This window comes from Psychrobacter sp. T6-5, assembly GCF_052258485.2.
Taxonomy (GTDB): Bacteria; Pseudomonadota; Gammaproteobacteria; order Pseudomonadales; family Moraxellaceae; genus Psychrobacter.
The window spans coordinates 1,140,417-1,155,946 of sequence record NZ_JBQQEY020000001.1; the positions used below are offsets into that span (position 1 = coordinate 1,140,417).

Annotated in this window: 12 protein-coding genes; 3 read left to right on the plus strand and 9 right to left on the minus strand. The window is 44.2% G+C overall.

The window, feature by feature from the left end; genetic code table 11:
- Positions 1 to 143 precede the first annotated feature (143 nt).
- From ACTXGK_RS19585 to ACTXGK_RS19600, 4 genes are all read right to left on the minus strand, one after another.
- Positions 144 to 1,958 carry an efflux transporter outer membrane subunit gene (locus ACTXGK_RS19585; RefSeq protein WP_443516479.1) on the minus strand — a complete coding sequence of 605 codons (1,815 nt, stop codon included), beginning with the start codon at positions 1,956 to 1,958 and terminating at the stop codon, positions 144 to 146.
- On the minus strand, positions 1,955 to 5,185 hold the full coding sequence (locus tag ACTXGK_RS19590) for an efflux RND transporter permease subunit (protein ID WP_443516481.1): 3,231 nt from the start codon (positions 5,183 to 5,185) through the stop codon (positions 1,955 to 1,957). The genes ACTXGK_RS19585 and ACTXGK_RS19590 overlap by 4 nt, the downstream gene beginning before the upstream one ends.
- A 34-nt stretch (positions 5,186 to 5,219) precedes the next feature.
- Positions 5,220 to 6,623, minus strand: a complete 1,404-nt coding sequence (locus ACTXGK_RS19595) for an efflux RND transporter periplasmic adaptor subunit (RefSeq protein WP_443516483.1) — start codon at positions 6,621 to 6,623, stop codon at positions 5,220 to 5,222.
- 852 nt (positions 6,624 to 7,475) lie between these two features.
- Entirely contained in the window at positions 7,476 to 8,501 is a 1,026-nt protein-coding gene (locus ACTXGK_RS19600) for a polyprenyl synthetase family protein (RefSeq protein ID WP_443516485.1), read from the minus strand.
- A 568-nt stretch (positions 8,502 to 9,069) separates the two neighbouring features.
- Between ACTXGK_RS19600 and rplU the strand changes: the two genes are divergently transcribed.
- From rplU to lolA, 3 genes are all read left to right on the plus strand, one after another.
- Complete coding sequence (rplU, locus tag ACTXGK_RS19605) at positions 9,070 to 9,381, plus strand: 50S ribosomal protein L21 (RefSeq protein WP_058025937.1); 312 nt, start codon at positions 9,070 to 9,072, stop codon at positions 9,379 to 9,381.
- Between the two features lie 91 nt (positions 9,382 to 9,472).
- A complete protein-coding gene (gene rpmA, locus ACTXGK_RS19610) occupies positions 9,473 to 9,730 on the plus strand; it encodes a 50S ribosomal protein L27 (protein WP_058025936.1) in 258 nt (85 codons plus the stop codon).
- Between the two features lie 490 nt (positions 9,731 to 10,220).
- Positions 10,221 to 10,868 (plus strand): outer membrane lipoprotein periplasmic chaperone LolA, encoded by a 648-nt coding sequence (gene lolA, locus ACTXGK_RS19615; protein WP_520883229.1) that lies wholly within the window; start codon positions 10,221 to 10,223, stop codon positions 10,866 to 10,868.
- Positions 10,869 to 11,020: 152 nt separating this feature from the next.
- Here lolA and scpB read toward each other — a convergent pair whose 3' ends face one another.
- The 5 genes from scpB to ACTXGK_RS19640 form a co-directional block, all read right to left on the minus strand.
- The gene (gene scpB, locus ACTXGK_RS19620) at positions 11,021 to 11,632 is read right to left on the minus strand and encodes an SMC-Scp complex subunit ScpB (RefSeq protein WP_443516487.1); all 612 of its coding nucleotides are present in this window, start codon (positions 11,630 to 11,632) and stop codon (positions 11,021 to 11,023) included.
- A 70-nt stretch (positions 11,633 to 11,702) separates the two neighbouring features.
- Positions 11,703 to 12,542: a segregation and condensation protein A gene (locus ACTXGK_RS19625; protein WP_443516489.1), complete on the minus strand. Its 840-nt coding sequence runs from the start codon at positions 12,540 to 12,542 to the stop codon at positions 11,703 to 11,705.
- Between the two features lie 5 nt (positions 12,543 to 12,547).
- Positions 12,548 to 13,159 carry an O-methyltransferase gene (locus ACTXGK_RS19630; protein WP_443516491.1) on the minus strand — a complete coding sequence of 204 codons (612 nt, stop codon included), beginning with the start codon at positions 13,157 to 13,159 and terminating at the stop codon, positions 12,548 to 12,550.
- Positions 13,160 to 13,186: 27 nt separating this feature from the next.
- Complete coding sequence (locus tag ACTXGK_RS19635; protein WP_443516493.1) at positions 13,187 to 14,272, minus strand: tryptophan--tRNA ligase; 1,086 nt, start codon at positions 14,270 to 14,272, stop codon at positions 13,187 to 13,189.
- A gap of 116 nt (positions 14,273 to 14,388) precedes the next feature.
- A complete protein-coding gene (locus tag ACTXGK_RS19640; protein ID WP_443516495.1) occupies positions 14,389 to 15,480 on the minus strand; it encodes an LpxL/LpxP family acyltransferase in 1,092 nt (363 codons plus the stop codon).
- Between the last annotated feature and the right edge of the window lie 50 nt (positions 15,481 to 15,530).

Here is a 15,530-nt window from a genome sequence, read left to right on the forward strand (position 1 = left end):
GCGACTTATAAAACGATTTTACTATAACTAACAGGCTCAAAATAAAGCAAAAAGCCCTACCAAGTTAAGTCGGTAGGGCTGATGATACTTATCGACTATCAACGTAAAGATACGATTACGTCACGAGATTATGAGCCCATCATTTAAGGCTCGACAATCTGTGTCACAGGCACTTGTTCAACGCTCGCATCATTGAAGCGAGTCTCTTCAGTGACCACACCGACAGCTGCATCTTTTCTACCATCATCATTCACATCGACGATGGCGGTAGGTTCAAAAGTGGTGGTTTTTGTCGTTTGAGATTGCTTGATTGCTAAAGCCTCTTGTGGAGATACAACAGGTGCTGAGCCAGCTGCTTGAATAGCATTTGTTGCTTTGGCTTTTGCACTCTTGGCAGATCCAGTGACAATCTGTGCCAAGTTGGTGTGCTGCGTTACAGGAATGACAGACGGTACATCAAGGTTCGCACCGCCACCAAGCGCTTGGTACAACTCAATCTGGCTAACGATTTTCTGTAGCTCTAAATCTAGGATACCTTGCTGAGTAGAGAATAGTGAACGCTGCGCGTCAAGTACGTCTAAGTAATTGTCCAGACCTGCTTTAAAGCGCGCATCTGCTATCTGATATGTCTGCTCAAAATTATCTTGCAGACGATACTGCGCCTCTAACTGCTCACCGAGCGTCGCACGTGTAGCAAGTACATCTGACACTTCGCGGAATGCTGTTTGAATAGAGCGCTCATAGCTGGCTAGAGTCTGCTCGCGTTCTATTTTTGCAACATCATAATTGGCATCTAGACGACCTGCATCAAAGATAGGGACGCTCACGCTAGGTCCAAATGACCAGCCAACGGCACCATTTTTGAACAAGTCATTTAGGCTGCCGCTACTGACGCCCACACTACTGGTCAAGCTAATAGAAGGGAAGTAAGAGGCACGGGCCACTTCGATATTCGCACCAGCCGCTTTTAGATTGTATTCCGCTTGTAGGACGTCAGGACGATAACGTAGTAATTCACTTGGTAGACCGGCATTAAATATCTGCTGGCTGGTGATATTGCTGACGGCAGGTGTTGGGATAAGCTCGTTTGGAATCGCGCCACCAACCAAGTACTGCAATGCATTGCGTGATTGAAGAACGCTGGTCTGGGCACGTAATACGGCAAGCTTGGCATTCTCTAATGAGGCAGAAGACTGTAACGAAGGCAGCTTAGGATCGATACCTGCTTCAAAACGTTTATCCGCGATAAATAGCGAACGCTCACGACTCTCGACTGTAGCCTCAGCCAGTTTTAATTGCGCTAAGCTGTAGCTTAGATTGGCGTAGCTTTGCGCAATATTACTAATTAAGCTGATTTGGGTCGCATCTTTGGCCGCCGTAGTCGCCAAAAAGTTCTGCAATGCTTGATCTTTTAAGCTTGAGATTTTACCCCAAAAGTCGAGCTCGTAATTGGCAAGGCCCAAGTTGACACTGTAGCTACTACTAGCGTTTCGATCAGTACGATTCTGTGCTGAGCGAGTATAACCAGCACTGCCGTTGATAGCTGGTAAGTCGTTAATATCGGTAATCTGATACTGTGCACGTGCTTTTTCAATGGCTAGGCGCGCACTTTCAAAGTCTTTGTTTTTTTCAAGACCGAGAGCAATCAGACCTTTGAGGCGCTCATCGCTATAAAAATTCTGCCAGCGTTGACTGGCAATGCTTGCTTGGTCAGCACTACTGACAGTCTCTTTATCAAATGCACCGTAAGATTGCTGCATAGGAATATTCGGCTCTGCTAGCACAGGACGCATATCCGCTTTTGGAATGGTGTTACAAGCGGCCATGCTGATTGCCAATGCAGTCAGCCCTAACAGGCGGCCACTGTTTTTGCGCAAACGAGATAGTGCTGGCTGCGCATCGATAGCTGTAATAGCTACCGATGACGAGTTAGTGATAGATGTTTTTTGAGCACTCATTGTGTATTGTCTCCAAGACTTGCAGGCTGATAACTCTCAGAAGGTGTTGGGTTATGCGAGTTAGGCGTACCATTGCCACCATCTTTATCATTGGGTGTGTTGTTCTCATACTTATGCGGGAACGCACTACGCACCCAGATATAGAACATTGGGATAAAGAAGATACCTAAGAGGGTTGCTGTGATTACCCCACCAACAACACTAGTACCAATAGCGTTTTGACTGCCTGAACCTGGCCCATTCGCCAAGAATAATGGCACAACACCCAGACCAAAGGCAAGTGAGGTCATGATAATCGGACGCAAACGTTGGCGTGCTGCGGTCATGACGGCTTCTCTGAGACTGTAACCTTCCTCTTGGTGTTCTTTTGCAAACTCGATAATCAAAATGGCGTTTTTGGCGGATAGACCAACGACAGTCAGTAGACCAACTTGCAAGTAGATATCATTGGCAAAACCACGTAGCCAGGTAAATATCACTGCACCCAATACCCCAAGTGGAATCACTAGTAGCACAGAGAAAGGAATCGACCAGCTTTCGTACAAAGCTGCCAAACACAAGAAGACAACTAGAATTGAAAGCGCATAAAGCATCGGCGCTTGGGCACCTGACTTCTGTTCTTCCAATGACATACCTGTCCACTCGTAACTGATACCCTCAGGTAGCTTGTCTATCATCGCTTCCATTGAGCTCATTGCTTCACCAGTACTTAGTCCTGGTGCGGCGCTACCTTGGATGTTCATTGACGGTAGGCTGTTGTAACGAGTAAGACGCGGTGAGCCTGACTGCCACTCACTACTAGAGAAGGCATCAAACGAAATCATATCATTCGTCTCGTTTCGTACATACCATTTACCAATATCATCAGGGTTGGTACGGCTGCTGGCTTCACCTTGTACATAGACACGTTTGATACGGCCACGATCGATGAAGTCATTAACGTAGCTTGAGCCCCACGCTGTTGAGATAACACTGTTGATATTGCTTAGTGACAGGCCATAGGCTGCCGCTTGTTCTTGATTGATATTTACTTTAAGTTGTGGCGAATCTTCTTGCCCGTTAGGACGTACGCCCGCTACTTGATCGTTCTGCGCGGCCATACCTAAGAGCATGTTTCGGGCTTCAAGTAGCCCGTCATGTCCGAGGTTACCACTGTCCTGAATCATTAAGTCAAAACCACTGGCATTACCAAGCTCGGTAATTGCTGGTGGGACGATGGCAAATACTTGTGCTTCGTTTAGCTGAGTAAAGAAATACCCCATTGCTCGACCAGCGACAGCTTGAGCGGTGTTTTCATCGCCCGAGCGTTCCTCCCAGTCTGATAAGCGCACAAACGCCAGACCCATATTCTGACCTTGACCTGCAAAACTAAAGCCTGCAATGGTAAAGACCGAAGCGATATTATCGGTTTCTTGGGTATCGTAATAGTTTCTAACTTTATCCAATACGTCTTGTGTTTCATCTAATGTAGAGCCAGCCGGAAGCTGAACCAAGGTAAACATAATACCTTGATCTTCTTCTGGTAAAAACGAGCCTGGAATACGTAAGAACACGACCGCCATAATACCGATGATGGCTGCATAACCAATCATGTATAACCATTTAAAACGAATACTTTTGCCTACAAAGTTTTCGTACGAACGGCTAAGTTTGAAGAAGCCGCGGTTGAACCAACCAAAGAAGCCTTTTTGCTTTTCGGTACTGCCTTTTTCATGACTTTTGCCACGTTTCAGCAATGTCACACATAGGGCAGGGGTAAATACAAGCGCGACCATGGCAGAGAGCACCATGCTGGTAATCAGCGTGATAGAGAACTGACGATAAATCACACCTGTTGAGCCACCAAAGAAGGCCATCGGTACGAATACTGCAGACAAGATAAGCGCAATACCAATAACGATTTTACTGATTTCACCCATTGACTGGATAGTTGCGTCTTTGATAGAGATGTGAGGATCTTCTTCTAGTATTCGCTCGACGTTCTCTACAACGACGATCGCATCATCGACCAGTAGACCGATGGACAATACCATGGCAAACATGGTCAATACGTTGATACTAAAGCCAGCAACGTATAGTACTGCAAAGGTACCTAATAGAACCACAGGTACTGCAAGCGTTGGAATAATGGTTGCACGCCAGTTCTGTAAGAAAATGAACATAACGATAAATACCAACACAATCGCTTCAATGAGGGTCATAACGACTTGTTCAATAGACAAGCGTACAAATGGTGTGGTGTCATACGGAACGACTGAGGCTAGACCAATTGGGAAGTTTTTTTCCAGCTCAGCCATACGTGCGCCGACGGCTTCACGAGTCTCAAGGGCGTTTGCGCCACCAGCGAGTGAAATACCTAAACCGGCTGCTTCTTTACCATTGTATAAAGACACAACGCTATAGTTTTCACTGCCGATTTCGACATCTGCCACATCGCCTAAGCGTACTTGTGCGCCTGAGGTATCTGTTTTTAGCAGAATGTTTCGGAATTCTTCAGGCGTTTGAAGATAGCTTTGCACCGTGACCGTGGCATTGATAACCTGTTGGTCGGTATCAGCAGGTGCTTGACCTAACTGACCGGCAGATACTTGCGCGTTCTGCGCTCGTATCGCATTGACCACATCTGAAGGTATCATGTTGTAGCTACGTAGGCGTGAAGGGTCAAGCCATACACGCATCGCATAAGTAGAGCCAAAGACTTGAACTTCACCCACACCCTCTACACGACTGATCGAATCGACGACATTAGAGTTAATATAATCGGCAATATCTGCCCGATCCATGGTGCCATCTTCAGAAATAAATGCTTGCACCATCAAAAAGCTGCTAGACGATTTATTGACGTTGACACCTTGACGCTGAACAGACTCAGGCAAGGAGCTCATCGCTGCTTGCAGTTTGTTCTGTACTTGTACTTGAGCTGTGTCAGAGTCGGTACCGTTTTCAAAGGTTAGCGTCACAGACGCACTACCATTTGACGAGCTCGACGATGACATATACATCAGACCATCTAGGCCTTTCATACGCTGCTCAATGATCTGTACCACTGAGTTTTCTACGGTTTGCGCATTGGCACCAGGATAGCTTGCACTGACTGAAATCGTTGGTGGTGCGATACGTGGATATTGTTCAATCGGTAGATTAATAACGGATATCACCCCGATGAGCATGACCAAAACAGCCAGCACCCATGCAAAAATAGGGCGATTAATAAAAAAACGTGACATAGTGTATCCCTAAGTCTTCCTGTCTTGAATGGAATTAGTTGGCAGCGGCTTCTGTTGGTTTTTTGGTAGAAGTCTCATCGCCAGCTGGCTTTTTATCCATCGTTTTTGCGGCTTGCTGCGGCGTTTTGGTATTAGGCGCATTCTTTGCAGCAGCTGGTGCTGGATTTGCACTTTCTAGTGGTTTGGCGACCACCTCTTGGTCAGGCTTGACCTTAGCACCGCCAATCACAACCACTTTGTCACCCGCTTTCAAGCCTTCAGTGACGACCCATTGTCCATCGTAAGTACCATTAATGGTGACCGGACGTACTTGGATTTTATTATTTTCGTCAACGATATAGACTTGTGTCTCACTCTTAGGCGTACGAGTGACCGCACTTTGCGGGACGAGAGCTGCGTTGGTAATAACGCTCTGCGTCAAACGTGCCGTGACATACATACCTGGTAGCAGGATATTGTTGCTGTTTGGAAAAATAGCACGTAAGGTGACAGCACCTGTTGACTCATCAACTTTGGCTTCAGACAGTGCAAGCTTACCGCGTACTGGATAGACAGAACCATCTTCTAGCACCAATTCGACTGAGTTCATACCTGGCTGAGCAGTACCATCTGCGATCTGCTGACGAAGCTTAAGCAACTCAGAAGAAGACTGGCTGATATCAACGTAGATAGGGTCTAAGCGTGAAATAGTCACTAAAGGATCAGCTTGACCAGCACTGACTAGAGTACCAGCAGTGACGCTAGAGCGATCAGTACGACCAGTTAGCGGTGCACGTACGATTGTACGGTTTAGATCTAAGGTACTGGCCTCTAAACCTGCTTTTGCGGTCTGGATTCCTGCTTTTGCACTCTCAATACCTGCTTGAGTTTGACCAACAGCTGCGGCGGCACTTTGTACTGCCGCTTGTGCTGTACGCACGGCTGTTTGTGCTTGATCGTACTGCTGCTTTGAGATGGCATCAATACTGACCAGACCTTGCAGACGTTGTAAGTCATTTTGTGCTTGTGCTAATGACGCTTGACGACTGACTAGCTCAGCTTTTGCATTGGCATTGTTTGCCACAGCAGTTTGATAGTTAGCCTGTGATTGCTGTACGGCAGCTTGGCCACTCGTTACAGATGAGGCATAGTTATCGGTGTTGATGCGATACAGTGGCTGACCTTTTTTGACGTTACTTCCTTCACGGAATAGTACTTCGTCAATCACGCCGTTGACCTGTGGGCGGACGTCAGCAGTTTGATAAGCTGCAGTACGTCCAGAAAAAGTTTGTACTTGAGGGACGGTATCGAGAGTGACTGTTTGAACGTTGACAACCGCAGGCGGCATTTGCTGCTGTGCGGCTTGCTCACCAGCGGCGTCCTCGTTTTTGTCACAGCCAACCAGTACAGCTCCAGATAGTACAGATGCTATTACAAGCGCAAGATAAGAGTGCTTCATCAATGTCCTCGGCAATATATATAAATAGTGACAGTATAAAAATCGATCAATAAGTTTGGCGTACTGAATATAAGGGTCTTGCTAATGCTAAATAACTTACTAATGCTAAATAAAAAGAATAAATAGCCTAAGCTAGCATTATTTATTCCAGTTTCAGATTATTCCGTCAGTGAAATACGACTAATAGAAAATCTGACATCGATATGGATTGAGTATCGAAAGGATTATTTAGCATTAATTGTTTAAGCAAACCACAGAATGGATTAATAAATTTAATGAGTCATTATAAACTATTGGGGTAACCCCACAGTCAAGTAGTTTCAGATATGAGCTGGACCGAAAAGCGGTAATATTACAGTTTACGAATTAATAGATTACCGTCATAGTAAGCGTCGTCTCTATTAACAGCTAATAGAACCATGCACAACCTAGTATCAAAATATATTGTAAACTTTTGTTATAAATCTAAAACCCTATAGTAACTAAGGTTTTTAAACGATAGAAAATCGACTTTGTCAACAAAATGACAATTTTAGCAACCCCTAATTACAGTCATAAAAAATAACTATCAGTATCTCTCTAACAAACGTCATCAAACTTTGACCGACTGTCCAAAAAGCCTTATACGATTATAGTACTGCAAGAATGTATGAAACTTAAAGAAAGGTAACTATTTAGCTGGTACATTGGTTTTGAAGAGCGTGGTTTTTTAAGAGTATCGCTTTTAAGTTACGGAGTCGCTGTTCATTGATTACTAAAAGCACTGCTAAAAAATGAGTCGTCTTAACCAGCTGGTTGTTTTGATTAGCTGGTTGTCTTAATTAGTCGACAACGCAGACGACTCAACTTTAATTATACCAATCGTGCGCTAGCGAGCTCAGTCAATTGATACAGACCTGTACGATAGCGATTGTCAGGCAGTGTGCTGAGGGCTTGTTGCGCCAGTTTGGTTTCTTCCAACGCGCGTTGCTTACAATAATCTAATGAGCCTGAGCTGCGTACTAACTCAATCAATTGCTCAGCATTTGGTGTTTTACCCGTTTGCACAGCGATTCGTAGCTGCTCATAACCTTCAGCATCACTGTCTTTGAGTAACTCAAGGGCTTTGATAGTCGGCAGAGTAGGTTTGCCTTCTGCAAGGTCGTCGCCTAGGTTTTTGCCCATTACGTCGCTATCGCCACTATAATCAAGGACATCATCGATAATTTGAAACGCATTACCAAAGTGTTGTCCAAAGTCGCCTAATGCGGCCATATATTCTGTTTTGTCTTGCAAAATAGCAGCGCCTTGAGTCGCCATCATAAACAGGCGAGAGGTTTTGCCATCGATAATGCGTAAGTAGTCTTCTTCTGTTGCGGCAGGATTGTGCTGATGTTGTAGCTGCAATACTTCGCCTTCAGCAATATCACAAGTCCCGTCTGAGAATACTTGTAACAATGGCAAGCTCTGAAAACCAACCAAGAGATTAAATGCGCGCGCAATCAGATAGTCACCGACTAACACAGCGGTGGCATTGTCCCATGTGGCGTTTGCTGTCGGCTTACCACGGCGCTGTCCTGACTCGTCGATCACATCGTCATGGACTAAGGTTGCGGTATGTAGCATCTCAGTAATGGCTGCTAGGTGCATCGCTTTTTCTGATGGATTGTCATCGAACATACGGGCACACAATAGCGTAATCAGCGGGCGCATACGCTTACCACCAGCATTGATTACATGCTGAGAGACGCTCATGACGAGCTGTACTTTTGAGTTGAGACTACCAAATACTTGTTTGTCCATCACCTCAAAATCATTGGCCACGATACTTTGAATATCAGCATAGCTAGGGGTTGATTGCGGAATGGAATCGGTGTTACTTAAAGAGGTAATAGTCATAATAAATAGTCATATTAATAAGAGTAAAGAGAGTTTTTATAACCTTGACTTCATTTATCTAGGGGTAAGGTATGGTTCCGCTTATCATAGCATAGCTGTCTCTGAAAATTGTTGGTTAAAGTACATCACAAGGGTAGCTCAGAGTTAGCTTATGCGCCTATTATCATGCATAGAAGGCAGGGCAAATTGATGAAACCACTCAATAGTTTGATGGTAAGACTGTTAACTTATCACGAGGTTTTGTCGTCACATAAATGATAGATAAAAGGCTGTAAGTAACTGATTATATAAGTTATAATAGCCCCCGTTAGGCTAAAGCCATTATTTATAACCATTGTTATGATGCTTTTATCAGTACTGTCGTCTACGACGGGCTGATAATTTGTAGCGTATATAACAATGCAGATGATGGTGATTTAGTGTAACCACCTTGCAAAAACAAGACGCGCGGCTTGCTTTTATAAGCAAAAAGCCGTAAAATCTTGCCTTTAATTTTTCCCTGTCGTGTTCGTCGTAAAAGCGTTGGTATAACATCAGCCACGGCACACGGGTTAAACGGAGTCATACAATGTACGCAGTAATTAAAACTGGTGGTAAACAGCACCGTGTAGTCGTCGATGAATTGCTTAAAGTTGAATTGCTTAAAGCAGAAAAAGGCGAAACAATCAAATTTGAAGACGTGTTGATGGTTGTTGACGGCGATGACGTCAAAATCGGTCAGCCTGTTGTTGATGGCGCTAGCGTAGAAGTTGAAGTTGTTGAGCATGGTCGCGGCGAAAAAATCCGTATCATCAAGCACAACCGTCGTAAGCATTATCACAAAGAGCAAGGTCACCGCCAATGGTACACCTTGTTAAAAATCAAAGCCATTAATGCCTAATTACCCGTTTAGCAATGTTTGCTAAATAGCGCACTAAATGCTTAAGAGTTATCGCATAAGCGATAAGTCACATTAACAAGGAGATTTTCTCATGGCACATAAAAAAGCTGCCGGTTCGAGCCGTAACGGTCGTGATTCAAACCCAAAAATGCTAGGCGTAAAAATCTTTGGTGGCCAAGCTATCACAGCTGGTAACATCATCGTTCGTCAACGTGGTACAGAATTCCACGCAGGCGAAGGCGTTGGCATGGGTCGTGACCATACTTTATTTGCACTAAATGATGGTGTTGTAAAGTTTGAGACCAAAGGTAAATTTAACCGTCGTTATGTAACGGTTGAAAACGCATAATTATCCGTTTAGGTCATTTTATTTTTTGAATGAAATGGTTGGATAACTAAATAGCCCTTACTGCCTGATGGTAGTAGGGGCTTTTTGCGTTTATAAGACCTTCTCAATCAATACCTAATTTTTGTTAGAGGTTTGGTCAGCAATTTTATATAGCATAAATACTCGTAACACTTGGCTCACTGGCTTTTTATTAGCACAGTGTTAATAATTTATCATGATAAATGCAAACTTTTACCGTGTAACTGTCTTGGTTACAAGTGTGTATGGCAGGCGTAGTAATGATTGCAAATCATGACTAGGCGCGTAATAAAAAAACTGGCACACTGTTGCCATTGCTGATTGATACCTGTTTTATAAGGGTGAAATCGGCATTAATAGGAAAAATTTTAATAAGCTATTTTATTTTTAAGCGACTATTTTTAAAGCGATGATGCTTTTTTAGAGAGGATTACTGATGACTTTATCTACCAAAAAATCGACCAAACAAAAAATGATGACTGGTGCTTTAGCTGGTGTTTTGATGACGTCACTCGGCGTAGCAGCGCCTATGATGGCATTGACTCAGTCTGCTACCGCAGCGCCTGCTGATAATATGACAGCGGCCAAGCGCCTGAACAAATTATTGACCAATACCAAAAGCATGACAGCTAATTTTAGCCAAACCACCAAAGGCGCTAGCAGTGGTACGTTTACAGGCTCTATGAGTGTACAGCGTCCTAATAACTTTCGCTGGGAAACCAAGTCACCATCAGATCAGCTGATCGTGGCCAATGGCAACTCTATGTGGATCTATGACAAAGATCTAGAGCAAGCAACTAAACAAAATGTGGACAGCCAAGTAGGTAATACGCCAGCACTGTTACTATCAGGTGATCCAAGTAAGATTGATCAAAACTTTAAAATCACTCAGCCATATAGCAATAAGAACTACTATGTGTTGTACCCAAAATCTGATAATGCCAGCTTTAAGAGTCTATCAATGAGCTTTAGCGGCGGCAAACCTGTGATGATGGTATTGAATGATACGCTTGGTCAAACGACCTCTATTAAGTTTAGTGGTATCAAAATGAATCCGAGTATTGGTAGCAGTCAGTTTAAGTTTACTCCACCAAAAGGTGTTGATGTCATCAATCAATAAGGACCAGCTAATTAGTTATATTTTGCTATTTACCTAAGGTTGAAAGTATCTAAGATTGAAGGCACCTAAGAGTGATAGCCAAATAAAAAGGACAGATCTTATGTGATCTGTCCTTTTTTATGAGCGTAATGATAGTTTGGTCAGCAGAAAAATTAAGACATAGCTCGTATAGATTCCATATCTGGCATTGGGGGCAGCTCATCTAAATGACTTAGCCCAAATGCATCTAAGAATTGCGCAGTGGTATGAAGTAATGCTGGGCGGCCTAAGGTCTCTTTGTAGCCTTTCTCAATGATCCACCCTTTATCAAATAGCTGGCGTAGTATATTGCTTGATAACGTCACACCGCGCACTTGCTCAATATCACTACGTGTCACAGGTTGCTTGTACGCAATAACGCTCAAAGTTTCAAGCAAGGCTTGGCTCAAGCGCTCTTGACGCTGTGGAAAAACCTGCTGAATTAAGCCGCTATAGGCATCGGAAATTTGTAAGCGGTAGCCGCTTGCTGTCTCATGTAGGTTCAGCACACCAGTCTCTAACCGTCGCTCTAGCACCTCTAAGGCTTGCTTTAATGCCTTGCTAGACAATGACAAATGCTTCTTTAGTGCCTGTGCTGTCAGCGGCGCTTCTGAAGCGTGTAAGAGTACCTCGATGCGCTTGCTCACGTCTTCAAGAGAGGTATGATTATCCTCAATAGAGGCAGTAGCAGCGGCACGTGTAGGCTCTGCTTTATCATGCTGCTTCGGGTCGTCAGTATCTACCATCTAAAGTATGCTCTTATCTTAATATTATGTGTTCAATAACGGTCAAGCTAGAAAATTAATCTAATGCTTGTTATGCCAACCACTGTAGGGTTAGCTCTTGGGATTGATTGTCTATATCGGATGGATCGGTATCATATTTCATTAACGTGCTTGCATCATTGTTGGGTTCTGTATGTACCACACCAACCAATTGCCGCTTGATCAATTCAAGTACGGCGACAAAGCTCACGACCACGCCTATCTTACCCTGTGCTTTGTCTAGTAGCTCATAAAAGGAGCGGGCACCATCAGTGCTCAGTTGCCTGCTAATACTAGCGATACGATCAGAAAGTGGTACGGCATCAATTTTGATGGTATGCATTTGATAGTCTGGCTGTAGCTGCATTTTGAACAAGCTATCGATCAGCAGAGTAGGCGAGTAGCTAGGCAACTCAGCATTCATAACGTCTTGACTGGGCATACTGACCATTGCTAAAAAAACATCACGCTCTAAACGTACTAAACCATCTAAGCGCTGACTGACCACTTTGATTTGCGCGTACTCTTCTAGGCGCTCAATCAGCTCGGCTTTCGGATCGCGTTCGTCGGTAGGGGTATCAGGTGTAGGCAATAGTAATTCGGTTTTAATCGCAATGAGCGTCGACGCCATTAGCAGATAATCGCCTGCCAATTCAAAGTGCTCGGTATCTAACTCACTGATATAGGCAAGATACTGCTCAGTGATGGGTAGAATCGGCATTTGCGTCAAATCAACATTGTTTTTTTTGACCAAATACAATAAGAAATCTAACGGACCTGCAAATTGTTCTAGCCAAATCGCAAACGCTTGCGGCGGGACATAAAGATCGTCTGGTAGATGCTGTACTGGCGTCTGATAGATGCGCAGAGCAGTCGTGTTGGATGTATCCATAATACTCAATGTTCCTGGCGTACTGCAATAAATAATCCAGCACCAACATCTAACGTATGACAGATATAACGAGAATCATTGGTGAATTCTGCTAAGAACGCACAAACCTCATCACGATGAGAGATGACATTGTCGACAATAAGCACACTACCTATGTCCAAAGTATTATGTAGACCTTGGATATAATCGAGATAAAATTGCCGCTCTGCATCCAAAAATATTAGGTCAAAGACATCTTCATTGCTATTTAAGAAAATAAAGGCATCTTGCACGATTAATCTAACAGAGTCAGATAGCCCTGTATTTTGCAGATGCTGGCGAGCGGCTTCACTGCGGCTTTCGTCGATATCTAGCGATATAAAGTCACACTCAGCCTGATGCCGCAGACCATATGCCAGCCACAATGTCGAAAAGCCCGTTGAGGTACCAATCTCTAGTACCTTTTCGGGCTGTCTGATCGTGGCAATGTTGGCCAAAAATTGCGCCGCATCTGGTTCGACATGGCGATGACGATCTAGCCGATTGGATTGTTCATAGTCATACGTACTATCAGCCTCGTATAAAGACTGGCAGTACGACAAAAAATGAGTACGCTCAAAAGACTTATGTACCGACATAAATTATATTCACCAATAACTCATATATTACTTAAGTTTGGCAAGTGGGCGGATACCAATAGCGCGGCGCGTCTTGTCTAATTGCTTACGGCTATGGCGACGGGCTTTTTCCGCACCCATTTGTAAGATTTCTTCTAGCTCTTTTGGATTGGCCATGAGCTCTTCGTAACGAGCGCGGAACGGCGCAACCTCATCATTAATCTTGTCAAATAGTGCTTGCTTAGCGTCACCCCAGCCAATACCTGCTGCGTATTGCGCACGCATATCAGCGATTTCTTTAGGCGTGGCGAATGCTTTATATATCTCAAACAGAGCAGAGTCATCAGGATCTTTTGGCTCATCAGGCAACTGTGAGTTGGTGACGATTTTCATGATGGCTTTATGCATTTGTTTTTCAGAGCTAACTTGCGGATTCGGCTCACCAAACAATGGAATGGTGTTGCTATAGCTCTTACTCATCTTGCGGCCGTCTAGGCCAGTAAGTAGCGGTATATCATTGTCTACCACCGCTGACGGTAGGGTAAAGAGCGTTTTATAACGATGGTTAAACGTACCAGCCATGTCTCGCGCCATTTCAATGTGCTGGATTTGGTCGCGGCCAACAGGCACATGCGTGGCATTAAACATCAAAATATCAGCGGCCATCAATACAGGATAGCCAAACAAACCCATGTTAATCCCTTGATCAGCATCAACGTCTTCTTTTTCCATATTAGCATCGACTGCTGCTTTGTAGGCATGAGCGCGGTTCATGAGGCCTTTGGCACATGAGGAGCTCAAAATCCATGACAATTCTAGAATCTCAGGCACATCTGACTGACGATAAAAGGTCACGCGCTCAGGATCGAGACCACAGGCGAGCCATGTCGCGGCAATGGCTTTGGTTGACTCGTGAATGATCGCAGGATCATGGCAACCAATAATACTGTGATAATCCGCTAAGAAGAAAAAAGCATCGTCATTGCTGTTTTGAATAGACTCGATGGCAGGACGAATCGCACCAACGTAGTTACCAAGGTGCGGAATGCCAGTCGGTTTAATGCCAGTGAGAATGCGCTTGGCTTCGGTTGAGTTGTCAGAGGTTTGGCTGTCAGAAGTACTGTTGTTACTCATGAGAAATCCGTTATTTTGTTTATCAAATTATTATAAATGTACGATCAAAGGGTCAAAATACTAATCGCAAAGTATAGCAAATTTTTCAAGCCGTTTTCTTAGCAATCATCGTCTGCTTATTTGTAAATATCAGTACGACCATTCGGCCCATGCTTAAAGCGACGATGAAACCACATCCACTGAGTAGGGTCGATACGTATCAGTCCTTCTAAAACTTCATTGACCCGAGTGGCATCAGCGACCTCGTCACGACTTGGATAGTTTTCTAACTCTGGGGTGATGGTCAGGTGATAATGGGGGCGTTTACCACGTGGTAGATTGTCTGGTGTCTGCCGATAAGTATGTAGCGCCATCACGGCGGGTGGATGCGTTTTGCTGCCTAATTTTGCCATACGGCGTGATGCGGTAATCGTCGCTGCAGGTACGCCAAAAAACGGCGCCATGACCCCTTGCTTGAGACCGTAGTCCTGATCGGGAGAATACCAAATCACATGACCTGCTTTGATAGAGGTGACTAAGCTACGCATATCACGGCTGGAGATTTGCTTGCCGAATATATTGGTACGACCATTATAGATAAACCAATCAAGTAGAGGATTGTTTTGCGTACGATACATACAATCGACAGGGAAGAATTGAGAACACAGTAAGCCGCCCAAATCAAGCATCGTATAATGGGCACCCAGCAAAATAACCGGACGCTGCTCGTTTTGCGCATTAACAAGATGCTGTAACCCCGAAATAGATACCGTTCTAGTAAATATATTTGGACGGAACCAAGCACATAGGGTTTCAAACACGCCAATACCTTGATTGACAAAGACTTGCTTTGCCATCAATTCACGCTCAGCTGCTGGCTTTTCTGGAAACGCCAGCTTTAGATTAATCAGAGTGTCACGCTTGCGTGAGCCTGCAGCTTTATAAATCAATATGCCGAGCTTACGACCTAGCCAAAATTGCCAACGCAGTGGCAAATATATCATGGGTAATATCACCAAAAACAACAACCAAATACCCCAATATTTTGGTAATAAAAACTGCCATTGAAAGGGCTTGTTTTCTGCTTGCGCGGTACGCTTTTGATTTTGCGTAATCGTTGGGGTGCCCGCAGGTATGGCAGGTGACTTAGTTGACTGCTTGGTATTAGGCGGTACGCTACTATGGTTATTTGATGTTTTACTGGGATCGTATTGTTCTGGCGCTTTCATAATATCCTTCTGCCGCACCGTATATCACATTGCAGCTAATGATGAAAAGT